This window comes from Pannonibacter anstelovis, assembly GCF_036881715.1.
GTDB lineage: Bacteria > Pseudomonadota > Alphaproteobacteria > Rhizobiales > Stappiaceae > Pannonibacter > Pannonibacter anstelovis.
Window position 1 is genome coordinate 538422 of sequence record NZ_JBAKBF010000002.1, and the last position, 13469, is coordinate 551890.

At 60.5% G+C, this 13469-nt stretch carries 11 protein-coding genes; 3 read left to right on the forward strand and 8 right to left on the reverse strand.

The window, feature by feature from the left end:
- Positions 1-43: 43 nt before the first annotated feature.
- Both V6L75_RS05255 and V6L75_RS05260 read right to left on the reverse strand, forming a co-directional pair.
- Entirely contained in the window at positions 44-1099 is a 1056-nt protein-coding gene (locus tag V6L75_RS05255; RefSeq protein WP_334250456.1) for a helix-turn-helix domain-containing protein, read from the reverse strand.
- A 141-nt stretch (positions 1100-1240) separates the two neighbouring features.
- Positions 1241-3322, reverse strand: a complete 2082-nt coding sequence (locus V6L75_RS05260; RefSeq protein ID WP_334250457.1) for a S9 family peptidase — start codon at positions 3320-3322, stop codon at positions 1241-1243.
- 194 nt (positions 3323-3516) lie between these two features.
- Here V6L75_RS05260 and V6L75_RS05265 point away from each other — a divergent pair, with 194 nt between their 5' ends.
- Positions 3517-3906: a hypothetical protein gene (locus V6L75_RS05265; RefSeq protein WP_334250458.1), complete on the forward strand. Its 390-nt coding sequence runs from the start codon at positions 3517-3519 to the stop codon at positions 3904-3906.
- Positions 3907-3951: 45 nt separating this feature from the next.
- Here the strand turns inward: V6L75_RS05265 and V6L75_RS05270 are convergent, their stop codons facing one another.
- From V6L75_RS05270 to mobA, 6 genes are all read right to left on the reverse strand, one after another.
- On the reverse strand, positions 3952-4833 hold the full coding sequence (locus tag V6L75_RS05270) for an NAD(P)-dependent oxidoreductase (RefSeq protein ID WP_334250459.1): 882 nt from the start codon (positions 4831-4833) through the stop codon (positions 3952-3954).
- 82 nt (positions 4834-4915) lie between these two features.
- On the reverse strand, positions 4916-5749 hold the full coding sequence (locus V6L75_RS05275) for an ABC transporter permease (protein ID WP_334250460.1): 834 nt from the start codon (positions 5747-5749) through the stop codon (positions 4916-4918).
- Positions 5746-6459, reverse strand: coding sequence for an ABC transporter permease (locus V6L75_RS05280; RefSeq protein ID WP_334250461.1), 714 nt, complete (start codon positions 6457-6459; stop codon positions 5746-5748). The genes V6L75_RS05275 and V6L75_RS05280 overlap by 4 nt, the downstream gene beginning before the upstream one ends.
- Before the next feature lie 197 nt (positions 6460-6656).
- Positions 6657-7433 carry an ABC transporter substrate-binding protein gene (locus tag V6L75_RS05285; protein ID WP_334250462.1) on the reverse strand — a complete coding sequence of 259 codons (777 nt, stop codon included), beginning with the start codon at positions 7431-7433 and terminating at the stop codon, positions 6657-6659.
- A gap of 260 nt (positions 7434-7693) precedes the next feature.
- Entirely contained in the window at positions 7694-8956 is a 1263-nt protein-coding gene (locus V6L75_RS05290) for a molybdopterin molybdotransferase MoeA (RefSeq protein ID WP_334250463.1), read from the reverse strand.
- Positions 8957-9057: 101 nt separating this feature from the next.
- Entirely contained in the window at positions 9058-9684 is a 627-nt protein-coding gene (mobA, locus tag V6L75_RS05295) for a molybdenum cofactor guanylyltransferase MobA (RefSeq protein WP_334250464.1), read from the reverse strand.
- 121 nt (positions 9685-9805) lie between these two features.
- Between mobA and V6L75_RS05300 the strand changes: the two genes are divergently transcribed.
- Together V6L75_RS05300 and V6L75_RS05305 are read left to right on the forward strand one after the other, a co-directional pair.
- The gene (locus V6L75_RS05300) at positions 9806-11809 is read left to right on the forward strand and encodes a HAMP domain-containing methyl-accepting chemotaxis protein (protein WP_334250465.1); all 2004 of its coding nucleotides are present in this window, start codon (positions 9806-9808) and stop codon (positions 11807-11809) included.
- Between the two features lie 767 nt (positions 11810-12576).
- A partial coding sequence (locus tag V6L75_RS05305) for a Tar ligand binding domain-containing protein (RefSeq protein ID WP_334250466.1) occupies positions 12577-13469 on the forward strand: 893 nt, incomplete at its 3' end.

Below are 13469 nucleotides of genomic sequence, written 5' to 3' on the forward strand. Positions count from 1 at the left end.
CCGGGAGGGTGCAGATCGTGATCGAGGACCTGCAAGGAGAGTTTCAGGCCACGCCGGACTTCTGCTGGCGCCACTCCACCGGGCTCAGGCCGGTCACGCGGCGGAATTCGCGGTTGAAGTTGGATTTTGTCTGGAATCCTGCCTCGAACATGATGGCCGTCACTGGCTTGTCCGTGCTTTGGAGAAGCTGGCAGGCCTCTGCGATGCGGAACTCGTTGACATATTGGGAGACGTTCTTGCCGGTGGTGCGGTTGATCGCGCCAGAGATCTGCCGGGCAGGGATGCCGGCACGCCGGGCCAGCCGGTCCAGTGTGAGATTGGCGTCCCGGTAAAGCGTGCGGGCCTGCATCAGGGCTTCGATGCCTGCCATGACCTCACGGTCGGCTGCTGCTGTGTCTGCGGCTGGTTCAGCTGCTTCGGGAAGCGGGGCTTCAACCGGAAGGCTTCTGTCTGATGTGGAGGGGTCAACCGGTGTGCGGCTGGCGGCGGAAGCTGCGATGGCGAGAACGATCAGCACACCGATGTTGCCGCCGGTGATGACGCCAAGCGCATGACGGCCATCAAGCCAGACGAAATCCAGGGCAAGGTAGATATCCACGAGCGCGGACAGGATCAGTCCGGCAGCGGCGAAGAGAATGGCCTTGTGGGCGTGGGCGGCATCCTCGAAGGCGGCAAGCCGCAGAGCATCCGTGCCCTGGCGCATGAGCCGCAGGATCGCGGCCGCATAGCCGATAAAGATGGCGACAAGCGTGACATCGATGGCCATGGGCAGGACGGCCAGCATCAGTGCCACAAGCACAGCCGGGGCGCTGTGCAGGGCAAGGCGCTGGAAGAGGGACAGCGTGCTCCGGCGCACCAGCCGGGCGACTCCGCAATAAGCCAGCGGCGGGACCAGAGCGGCGGTGACAGGCAGGACATGCATGATGGCGGTGATGCCATAGCCCCAGCGCAGGCCAATCAGGACCGATTGCACGGCCGCCAGAAGGATCAGGGCGAGGAACGGAACATTGCGGCCTTCACCCCCGGACCGGCGCAGCGATCCGGCGAAGAGCATCAGCAGCACCATGGCTGCGGCAAAGGGGAAGGGAATGAAGAGCATGGAAGAGATCACGCGGGGCCAGCAGAACCCGCACTATGCCTGCCCCGGCCGGTAAATTCGACCTGAAACACGTTTGAGGACGAAAGGTTTCAGGTAATCCGCGCCGCCCCGGCGAGTGACCGGGGCGGTGCCGATATTTCTTTAGGCCTTGCCGGTCAGCATCAGGGCGAAGGACTGGACGAGGGCGACTTCCTTGAGGCGGTCAAAGCGGCCGGAGGCACCGCCGTGGCCGGCGTCCATGTTGGTCTTCAGCATCAGCAGACTGTCGCCAGTTTTGCGCTCGCGCAGGCGCGCAACCCACTTGGCAGGCTCCCAATAGGTGACGCGCGGGTCCGTCAGGCCGCCGACCGCGAGGATGGCCGGGTAGTCCTTCGCCGCCACATTGTCATAAGGCGAATAGGAGGCGATCAGGTCATAGGCCTCTTTCGAAGCAATGGGGTTGCCCCACTCCGGCCATTCCGGCGGGGTGAGGGGCAGGGTGTCGTCGAGCATGGTGTTCAGCACATCGACGAAGGGCACTTCGGCGATGATGCCGCCGAACTTCTCCGGCGCCATGTTGGCGACAGCACCCATCAGCATGCCGCCGGCAGAGCCGCCCTGTGCGACGATACGGTCATGGGCGGTGAAGCCTTCCTGCACCAGATGCGATGCAGCGGCGATGAAGTCTGTGAAGGTGTTGGTTTTGAACTCGCGGCGGCCCTTCTTGTACCAGGCGTAGCCCTTGTCCTTGCCGCCACGGATGTGGGCGATGGCATAGACAAAGCCCCGGTCCACCAGTGACAGGCTGGTGGTGCTGAAGCTTGCAGGGATGGAGATGCCATAGGAGCCGTAGCCATAGAGCAGGCAGGGCGCTGAGCCATCCAGCGGCGTGTCCTTGCGGTAGAGGATCGACACCGGCACCAGCTCCCCGTCCGGGGCAGGAGCCATCAGGCGCCGGGTGATGTAATCATCCGGATTGTGGCCGGAGGGCACTTCCTGCTCCTTGCGCAGGGTGCGCTGGCGCGTTTCCACGTCGTAGTCATAGACCCGCGCAGGCGTGGTCATGGACGAATAGGTGAAACGGATGATGTTCGTGTCGAACTCGTAGCCATCGGCAAGGCCCAGGGAATAGGCTTCCTCGGCAAAGGCAATCGGGTGTTCGAGGTGGTCCGCAAGCCGGTGGATGATGATGCGCGGCAGCCCTTCGGCCCGCTCCAGCCGGACCATGAACGCCTTGTAGAGCGTGTGCGACAGGATCAGCCGGCCAGCCTCATGCGGGATGAAGTCGCGCCAGTTCTCCCGGCCCGGAGCTTCCACAGGGGCGGTGACGATCTTGAAGTCCTCGGCGTCATCCGCATTGGTGAGGATGTAGAAGGTGCCGCCGTTTTCCTCGACCGAATATTCGATGCCGGTCTCACGCGCTGCGATGAGGCGCGGGGCTGCAAGCGGCTGGTCTGCCGGAATGACGTGGACTTCCGAGGTCTCGTGATCGTGGATATCGATCAGGATGTGGCTGTCCGACTGGGTCTTGCCGACGCCCATGAAGAAGCCGGCATCCTCTTCTTCGTAAACCAGCACGTCAGCAGCCGGATCTGTGCCGATCTCATGGCGGAACAGTTTTGACGGGCGGTGGTTTGCGTCAAGGCGCACGTAGAAGAGGTAGCGCCCGCAGGCGGAGAACACTCCGCCGCCAGCGGTATCCTCGATCCGGGTGGGCAAGTCCTTGCCAGTGGCGAGATCGCGGATGAGCAGTGTGAAGAACTCCGAGCCCTTGTCGTCAAAGGCCCAGGCAAGCCGGTCATGGGCGGGGGAGTGCATGGCGCCGGCCATGCGGAAATAGGCCTTGCCTTCGGCCTCCTTGTCGCCATCGACGAGGATCTCCTGCGCGCCGCCACCAAGAGGCGAGCGGACCAGGCGCGGGTGCTGGCCGCCGGTGACGTAGCTCACGCCATATTCGAAGGGGCCATCCGGCATCGGCACGGAACTGTCGTCTTCCTTGATCCGGCCCTTCATCTCGGCAAAGAGCTTGTCCTGAAGCTCTTTCGTGGGAGCCATCACCGTTTCCAGATAGGCGTTCTCCGCTTCCAGATAGGCGCGGATATCGGGAGCCAGCACGGACGGATCACGCATCACGTCCTGCCAGTTTTCGGCCCTCAGCCAGGCGAATTCGTCCTGACGGGTGATGCCGTGAGCTTCGAGGGCGAGGGGGCGCGCTTCGGCGCGGGGGGGAAGTGTGTGTGTCATGGCGGGGAGGTAGGGCTTTTCAGGAAAGGTAGCAAGGGCATGAACCTGATTCCGACACTACCGCATGGATGAAATGGCCGCAGCATATTCGCTGGCACGTTCACAGTGATTTCAGAAGGCGTGCCGCGTGAACCGGCTTGCAAGGCATGGCGTATCTGGCAGCATCGGAATCTGGTTCAAAGGGAGCAGGGCTGATGGAGCGGATTACCAGACTTGCCCGCATTTCCGTGACGCGCGCCTGGGGCTTCTGCGGCCTCGCCATTCTCATGGTGATGATGGGCACGGCCTCACATCCGCCCTATTGCTTCACTTTTGGCGCGCTGGGCTGCGGCATAACCGGGCTGGTGATGGCGTGGTATGGCCTGACGTATCATCACCGGCGAAAGGTGGAAGACACGGAAGTCTGGTTGCTTCTTGCTCCCGAAGACCGTCCGGCCAAGGCGGTTGCCCTGCCGCTCATTGCGACGGCGATGCGCGATGAGCTTTTGGAAAAGGCCTGGTACTCGGCGCGGCTCTGCGGGCTGTTTCTGGTGCTGGCCGCAGCGCTTCAAGGCGTACGGCTGTTGCTGGGGCCGGCGGGGTAAAAGCGGCGGCCCCAGAGGTGCGCGAAGCGGGGGCTTGAAGAAGTCTCAGGCCTTGCCGGACTTCTCCAGCCGGGCGATGAGGCTGGACGTGTCCCAGCGGTTGCCGCCCATGTCCTGCACTTCGCCGTAGAACTGATCCACCAGCGCAGTCACAGGCAGGCGTGCGCCGGTCTCGCGGGCGGTGTCGAGCACGATGCCGAGATCCTTGCGCATCCAGTCCACGGCAAAGCCGAAGTCGAACTTGCCGTTCAGCATGGTCTCCCAGCGGTTTTCCATCTGCCAGGACTGGGCCGCGCCGCCCCGGATGGCGGAAATGACGGCAGGAACATCAAGGTCCGCCTTCTTGGCAAAGTGGATGGCTTCGGCAAGGCCCTGCACCAGACCGGCGATGCAGATCTGGTTCACCATCTTGGTGAGCTGACCGGCACCCGGTGCGCCCATCAGGCCCACGAACTTGGCAAAGCTCTCGATAACGGGCTTGGCGGCGTTGAAATCAGCCTCCTCACCACCGCACATGACGGTAAGAACGCCCTTTTCTGCACCCGCCTGACCGCCGGAAACGGGGGCATCGACAAAGCCGCAGCCGGCTGCCTTGGCGGCGGCATGAAGTTCGCGTGCGACTTCTGCGGAGGCGGTGGTGTGGTCGATGAAAATGGCGCCCTTCTTCATGCCGTGGAAGGCACCGTCCGGGCCGGTGGTGACGGCGCGCAGGTCGTCGTCATTGCCAACGCAAGCGAGAATGAAGTCACAGCCTTCTGCCGCTTCACGCGGAGTGGCTGCGGACTTGCCGCCATGCTCAGTCACCCATTTGTCCGCCTTGGCCGCGGTGCGGTTGTAGACTGTGACCTCATGGCCGCCACGCGAGGCGAGGTAACCAGCCATGGGATAGCCCATGACGCCCAGACCAATGAATGCAACCTTTGCCATGCCAGAACTCCCATTAAGCGCACTGTTGCGTTTTGCTCGCACAGCCGGGCGGCGGGTGCAATGGCTAATCAATACGGCAGTGTCAGGCGTTGCGGCGCAGGTGACGGGTCAGCCGCCGCTCCATAAGGTCCCAAGCGCGGCGAATGATTTCCACCGCAATCAGGTAGGCGAGTGCCGCCCAGATGTAGGCCTGAAAGTCGAAACTGCGGGAAAACGCCCGGTTTGCTTCGCCCATGATGTCATAGATGGTGACGATGGAGGAAATGGCCGAGCCCTTCAGCAACAGAATGATTTCGTTGCCATAAGGGCGCAGGGCCACGATCAGCGCCTGCGGCAGGATGACCTTGAAGAAGGTGACGCCGCGCGAAAGCCCAAGTGACAGCGCGCCTTCCCATTGGCCCTTCGGCATGGACTGGACAGCACCGCGCAGGATTTCCGCCTGATAGGCAGCCGTGTTGAGCGCGAAGGTCAGGAGCACGCAGTTCCAAGCATCACGGAAGAACCACCACAGGCCAACCGTGTCAAGCGCGCTGCGGAAGGAGCCAAGGCCGTAGTAGATCAGGAAAACCTGCGCCAGAAGCGGGGTGCCGCGAAAAAAGTAGACGTAGGCGTTGCCGACGCTCCGGAGGGCGAAGAACCGGGAGGAGCAGGCGAGCGCAAGCGGCACGGACAGCGCGGCGCCGATCAGGAAGGAATAGACAGTCAGCTGCAGCGTGACCAGCGCGCCGCTGAAGTACTTCGGCAAGTACTGGCTGGCAAAGGTGCTGAAGAGGCTTTGGCCGAGATAGAGAGCGAGTGCAAGTCCACTGAGAATCCAGAAGCCCATGAAAAAATGGCCGGCGATGCGGGCCGCCGTCCAGGGGCGGCGGGCAGCCAGGGGCGGGCGGCTGAGGGCTGAAGCGGCAGGTGTGCTCATCGGGCCATCTCCGCACGCTTGGCCCAGCCTTCAGTGCGGCGCAGGACCATGGAGGACAGGATCGCAAGCGTCAGATAGATCAGGCAGGCGAGCCCGTAAAAGAAGAATGCTTCCTTGGTGTTGCGGGCCGCAATGCCCGTCTGGCGCATCACATCGACAAGGCCCACGGCAGAAACGAGGGAGGTTTCCTTCAGAAGGATGAGCCAGAGATTGGTAAGGCCAGGCAGGGCAAGGCGGATCAGTTGCGGCATGACCACGAGGCGGAAGGTCTGAAAACGGCTGAGGCCAAGCGCCTTGCCCCCCTCATACTGCCCTTGCGGGATACCAAGAAAGGCGGAGTGGAACACTTCGCTGGAATAGGCGGAGAACACCAGTGCCAGCGCAATCATGCCGGCAAGAAAGCTGTTCACCTCGATGGTGATGCCATAGCCCATGCGCTCGGACAGCGTCTTGATGGCGATCTGGAAGCCGAAATAGACGAGGAACAGCGTCAGCAGTTCCGGCAGGCCACGAAAGATCGTGGTGTAGATGGTGCTGGCAAGCTGCAGGGATGGCTCGGGCGATTTCTTGCCAAGCGCGATCACGAAGCCGAGTGCAAGCCCGAAGGGCAGGGTGGCCAGAGCCAGACTGACCGTGATGAACAGGCCGCCCAAAAGCTCGTCGCCCCATCCTGTGGGGCCTAATGCGAGAAGTTCCAGATATTTGTCCATCGGTTGCCCGGACCCTGCGCCTCAGGGGCATGTGCCCCTGATCCTGGCTCTGGCCGGACATGCGCCTTGTCAGGTCCTTGAACCGCAGTGGCTGGGCGCATGCGCCACCGTGCCACCCGGACTGTGCCTGTATCCGGCGTTCCGGCCAATTGTCAGAAGCGTGGCGGACGGGGAGGTCCCCGCCCGCCTGCACTTCATCAGTCGCCGTAAACGTCGAACTCAAAGTACTTGTCGTTGATTTCCTTGTACTTTCCGTTCGCGCGGATGGCGGCAATGGCCGCGTTCAGCTTTTCCTTGAGGTCCTGGTCTTCCTTGCGGATGGCGATGCCGGCGCCTTCGCCGTTGATCACCGGATCTGGCTTCAGAGTGCCAAGGATCTTGCAGCAGGCGCCATCTTCGCTCTTGACCCATTCCGAGAGCACGACAACGTCGTCAATCACGCCATCGATGCGGCCGTTGACGAGGTCAAGCTTGTACTCGTCGGAGGTCGGATAGAGCTTCAGGTCGGTCGACGGCAGCTTCACTTCCGCATAGTTGGAGTGGGTGGTGGAGCTCTGCGCGCCGATGGCCTTGCCTGCGAGGGCCGCATCGGTGGCTTCGGTCAGCGGGCTGTCCTTCGGTACGGCAATGGCCGGGGGGGTATTGTAGTACTTGTTGGTGAAGTCGACCTGCTGCTTGCGCTCCTCCGTGATCGACATGGAAGCAATGATGGTGTCGAACTTGCCGGCCTGCAGTGCCGGGATGATGCCGTTCCAGTCGGAGGTGACGAATTCACACTCCACCTTCATTTCTTCGCAAAGCGCCTTGGCAATGTCGATGTCGAAGCCCGTCAGCTGGCCATCGGAGCCCAGCACGTTGAACGGAGGATAAGCACCTTCCGTACCCATGCGGATCTTGCTCCAGTCCTTTGCCTCGGCTGCGCCGAATGCGGCAACGGACAGGATTGCAGCGGCGGCAATCGTCTTCATACCCATGTAACTCACCCCTCGCGCCTTGTGTCGCGGCAGCAGACCGTGGCGGCTGCTGTGCCTCAGGTTGCTTGTTCTTTCATTCATCCGGGCGCGGTTCGCTGCACTTGAGAAAGCGGCTCGATACAGCGCCCATTGTATGAACATATCCCGGCGAATACGGCTCGCCCAGATGAAAAAACATGCTGGCACAGAAGATGTGCACTGGCATTTTTGCGGGTATCTGCCCGATGACGCAGCGTCCGGCTCGGTCTGTTCGTGCGATATCAGGCCCAAAAACCGCTGAAAGGGAGAAAGCGGACGGTATCCCCCCTGTGGATGGCGGTCGTTTCCTCATGAATTTCGATGAGGCCGTCCGCCTCCCTGAGGCTTGAAATCAGTCCGGAGCCGGAGCGGGGATAGAGTTCGGCCTGGACTGTGCCATCGGCAAGCGTCACCAGACGTCCGCGGCTGAATTCCCGCCGCCCGGTCTTGCGGCGGGGCAGGTCGAAGGCAGCCTGCACCTGAAAGCCCTGGGCAGGGGCAGGGGGCATGCCGGCGCGGCGCAGCAGCAGCGGGCGGGCATAGAGCAGGAAAGAGACCATCGCCGCCACGGGATTGCCGGGAAGGCCGATGATCAGGCAGTCTCCGGCCCGGCCCGTGATCAGCCTCCGGCCCGGCTTGATGGCAAGGTCGAACACCTGTGCCTCACCGATGCGCTCCAGCACGGCCAGAAGGTGATCTTCCTCGCCGTGGCTGGCACCGCCACTGGTGAGAATGACATCGCAGCGGCCGGATGCCTCGGACAGGGCAAGCTGCAGCGCATCGCGCCGGTCCGGGCAGATGCCGAGATCGGTAACGTCTGCCGGGCAGCTTTCCAGCAGCGATGCGAGCAGGAAATGGTTGGCATCATAAAGCCCGCCCGCGCCAAGGGCGGTGCCGGGGCGGACGAGCTCATCGCCTGTCGAGATCACACCGGTGCGGATCCGCGTAAACACAGGAACCGCTGCTGTTCCGGTAGAGGCGATGGCGGCAAGGTCCTGGGCTCGCAGCTTATGACCGGGCGCAAGGATCTGCGTGCCCGCCGCAAGGTCTTCCCCGGCCAGCCGCCGGTTGGCGCCTTTGGCCAGACCTGCAGGAATGACAACAACGCTTTGGCTGCCACTGATCTCAAGGCGGCAGTCTTCCTGCATGGCCACCGTGTCGGTGCCCTCCGGCATCACGCCGCCAGTGAAGATGCGGGCTGCTGCCCACGGGGTCAGGGCTTGCCCGGCAGGGTGGCCAGCTGGAACGCGCGTCTCCAGCCGGAAGAACCCGCCGCAGGGATCAAAGTCCTGATGGCGGAAAGCGTAGCCATCGACGGCTGAGGTGTCGTGCTGGGGCACATTGCGCGGGGCAATGACCGGCGCTGCCAGAATGCGGCCCCGCCCTTCGCTGAGCTTGATGGTTTCTTGACCGGCTGCAGGCAGGGGAAGGCGTGCGAGCAGGTCCAGTGCCTCGTCATGGAGAAGGCGCCTGTCATCAGCGCCGAAACAATCCTCACCCCGCATCCGCTTTTCCTGCTGTCCTTTTGCCGCTCTTGTGTGGCTGTGCCGACCATTCCCTGCTTTGCGCCTGCGTGCAAGCTGCATCGGGGGCATGCGTCAAGAGGTCAGGGATATTTCATGCCTGCGCTCCGCCGCGCAGCAAGGATTCGTTCTGCTTCGGCGAGATCTTCTGGCGTGTTGATGTTGAAAAAGGGGTCAGTGCCGTCCTCATGCAGCGGAAAATCCACTTCGATAGCGCCGCAGTCTTTCAGGAATTGCCCTGCACGCGCATTGCCGGCGGCCACCCAGTCCTGCAAGTGCGGCAGCAGCGAAACGGGCCAGCAGGCAAACAGCGGATGCCTGCGGCCATTGGACACCGCTATGCTTGGCGTATCCGGGCCGCTGGCGCCAGTCAGCCGCTCAACAAGCGTTTCAGGGAAGAATGGGCCATCACAAGGAACACTTACCAGATGGTTGCATTCGGTCTGATTTGCCCTTGCGTAAAGCATTGCCGTAATAATACCGACCAATGGCCCTCCGCGTCCCGGCTGAAAATCTCGAGCAACCGGTAGATCAAGAGTTTCAGGCAAATAGCCGGGATCATTATTGATAATTATGACAGGTTTGATTTGCTTCTGAAGTCTTGCTGCTACGTGCGAAATCAACGGAAGTTCCGTAAGTGCCGTTGATGGTTTATGGCCAGATGTCATACGTTTGCCAGAGCCGCCGGCAATAATAAAGCCCATGATCATCGTGGTCTCTAACTTTCCCGTGTTTGAATTGGCCGTTTGCACCGCATTGTTGAGCAGGACTTGTTAACTTCACCTAGAGATTTCATGACCTATTGTTGCGCAATCCAGAACAGGAGCTGTCATGTTTATCTCGACCGTTCGTGCGAAGCTTTTTGGCGGATTTGGTGCATCTGTCGCCGCCCTGCTTGTCGTATCGTACATCGGCTACAGTGGTTTGCAGACTGCTGCCACCTATTTCAGCCAGTTTCGCGAAACGGCGAAGCAGAGCCTGACGGGTTATGAGGCCCAGGCCGCACTGATGGAAGCCCGGCTTGCCATCTTGCGCTATCAGCTGGAGGAAACTGCAGATAGCGCGGCCCAGGCGAATGACCTGATCGGAAAGATCAGCTCGGGCGCATCGCAGATCGAGGAGGTTTTCGCCGGATCTCCTCTGCTGGACGAGCTGCGGGAACTGATCCAGCAGGTTGACGCCTATCAAGCTGCCTTTGACGAGCTGCGCGCGGTGAATGAGGAAGTTGCCCTCAGCCTTACCCAGGTGAAAGAAGGGGGCGATGCCTTCCGGCAGAGCATGGCTGGCGTGATGCAGAAGGCCATTGAGGAGCAGAATTATCCCGCTCTGGAAACGGTGGCTCCTGCCATGCAGGAGTTTCTGCTGGCGCGGATTTATGTCGAGCGTTACGCGAGCGGCGGAAATGCGGACGACCTGAACGAGGCCATGAATTATTACGATGAGGCCACATCCCTGCTTCAGCGGCTGCAGTTTGCCCAGAAGTCGCCCGAGCTGAACCGGCTTGTGGCACCGCTGCCCGCGCAGATGGAAGAGGTGATCAGCGAGGCGTCCTATCTGGAAATCGCTATTTCCAAAGCCGCTGACATTCGCAAGAACAAGCTCGACGTGCTTGGGCCGCTGATCATGTCCGGATATCAGGCGGCTGTCGACAAGTTGATCGATGCGCAGAACGAAATGGGCCCGGTGGCAGAAGCCGGCATTGAAAACACGAGTTCGACGACGCTGATGCTGGCGAGCCTCTTCACTCTGGTGATGGCAGCCATCGCGGTGTTCCTGGGCACATCCATTTCCCGCGCCATCAACGCGATCACTGAATGCATGCGGGCCATTGCGGCGGGCGACCTGACCATGAGGGTTTTCGGAGCGGGCCGTTCCGACGAAATCGGCAAGATGGCTGCCGCAGTGCAGGTCTTCCAGGCCAATGGCATCGAGAAAGAGCAGCTTGAGCGTGAGCAGGCCGCTGTCAAGGAACAGCAGGAAGTAGAGCGCCGCAGGTTGATGAATGAACTGGCTGACAGCTTCGAACGTGCTGTCGGAGGGATTGTTGATACCGTGTCTTCCGCATCGCGGGAAATGCAGGCTGCGGCGAACACGCTAAGTGCCTCGGCCGAACAGACGTCACATCAGTCTACGGCCGTTTCCGCAGCATCGGAAGAGGCGGCGGTCAATGTGCAGACAGTTGCAGCTGCCACCGAGCAATTGGCAGCCTCCGTGCGCGAGATCGGCCGCCAGGCGGAGGAATCCTCGAGCATGTCGCACCGGGCTGTCGGGGACACCCAGACCGCCAGCGAACGCATTGCCTTCCTGTCCTCGGCCTCGCAGAAAATCGGCGATGTGCTGAGCATGATTTCGGACATTGCAGGCCAGACGAACCTGCTGGCCCTGAACGCGACCATTGAGGCAGCGCGCGCCGGTGAGGCTGGCAAGGGGTTCGCGGTTGTGGCAACGGAAGTGAAGGCTCTTGCCGAGCAGACGTCCCGGGCCACGCAGGAAATCTCTGGACAGATTGCGGAGATCCAGGCAGCGACGAACGCCTCTGTTGATGCGATTCAGAACGTCGGGGATACGATTGCGCGATTGAACGGCATCGCTGCAACCATCGCAGCTGCGGTGGAGGAGCAGAATGCCGCCGCGCTTGAAATTGCCCGCAACGTGCAGCAGGCGTCGGCCGGTACGGTGGAAGTCTCCTCCAACATCACCGGCGTCAGCCGCGCTGCCGAAGAGACGGGGGCTGCAGCTTCAGAAGTTCTGGGTTCCGCAGGCGGACTTGCCAGGGACGCAGAAACCCTCAAGGTCGAGGTCGCCCGCTTCATCGCACAGGTGCGCGCGGCGTGAGAGAGGCGCTTGCGCCTTCGATGCGGTCCCTTGATGGTTGAAGGTCCCGGACGCGGTACGGGCTTGAGCCCTGCGTGTACAGAGAAACCTAGAGGGCGCTGATATCAGACACGGCAAAAGGCCGGGCAGCAATGTCCGGCCTTTTGCTGTTTGCCGCAGTTCCGGCTGGGTGCCAACGCCGGGGCTGTGTTCAGGCGGTGTCTGCCGCGCAGGCTTCCGAGGTGGCTGGCTTTTTTGCGCAACGGCCGTTCCGGCGGTTCTCTCGCTTGAAATGACCGAAGCGTGTACGGCTTTTTACGTTGGTTAAAATTAACAATAACTCAGCGTCATTTTCTTGCAGGCGGTCACGTTAATCCAGCACTTGGTGAGCTGGGATAATTTTCATTCGCCAAAAGAAAAAATGAACCAAGCCTGAGAGGTGTTTGTTATTTTGAGTGCTATTTATGGTGGTATTGCTAAGAAGTCAAGTTTTCCGCCAGATTTTGGTTGTATATGCCTCAATGATTGATTTTGTCCTCGGAGGCGCAACCTTTTCATAATTAAGTCGAGCGGCATTGTTTCTGCAGGGCTTGATGCTTAGTTCTTTAGTATTAATTATATTATTATTCGAATCTTTGATTGAAAAACTAAAAAATAAATCGACTCTGATTAACGATAATAGATTTCGGTGGGGTGGTTGGGTTTCGTTTTTAGATAAAGTCAGGCCTGTTAACCATGTCTATATTGTTTTCGTGCAGCTTTGAAAGGTAAATTAACCGGGGGTAAAAATGCTAAACCTCACTGTGCGCTCCAAACTCTTCGGTGGCTTCGGGCTTTCTGTCGCCGCGCTTCTGACGGTCTCCTGGCTCGGCTACAGCGGGCTTCAAACCGCATCAGATTACTTTTCAGGCTACCGTTCGGCTGCGCGCCAGAGTGTCAGCGTGTCCGGGGTTACAGGTGAACTGACTGAATCCCGTCTGGCGATTGCGCGCTACGCCATCGTGCCGAGCAAGGAATTCGGCGAGCAGGCTGATGCGCTGATTGCCGGGGCTGTCCAGAGCAAAAAGAAACTAAACGAGTTCATGGCGGGCAGTCCGTATGCTTCGGACATTCTGGCTATTGATCCTGCAATGGCGGAATATCAGTCAGCCTTTGAGGACTACCGCCTTGCGCTTGATGCTGCGAATGAGGACGTAGTTAACATTGAGAAACTCGGTTCAGAGTTCAGAGCCATGCTTACTGCCGTCGTTGATCAGGCTGTCAAGGATGACAATGCGCAGGCGCTTGGTGTTGCAGCAAAGCTGACGGAGAATTTCCTCGTCGGGCGCGTCTTCGTCGAGCGGTACGCATATAATGCCTCACCGGCCGATCTTGCGGCGGCGCGGTCACGTTACGCCAACGTGCCGCCTTTGATTGACGAGTTCAAGACGCTGGAACAGAGCGCTGCGCTGGCCAAGATCACTTCGGGGCTGGACTCCAAGTTCAAAGAAGTAGTTTTGAAAGTTGATGAACTTGAAGGGGGTATCACAGCTCGTCAGAACGCTCTTATTCAGCGCGTATTCAAGGTCGGACCTCAGATTTCGGCTGCATTTGATGCTGTCACTGACAAAGTTCTAGCGTCACAGAACGAGATTGGGCCGAAGGCGCAGGCGGGGATTGACAACACCCTGTCCACGACGCT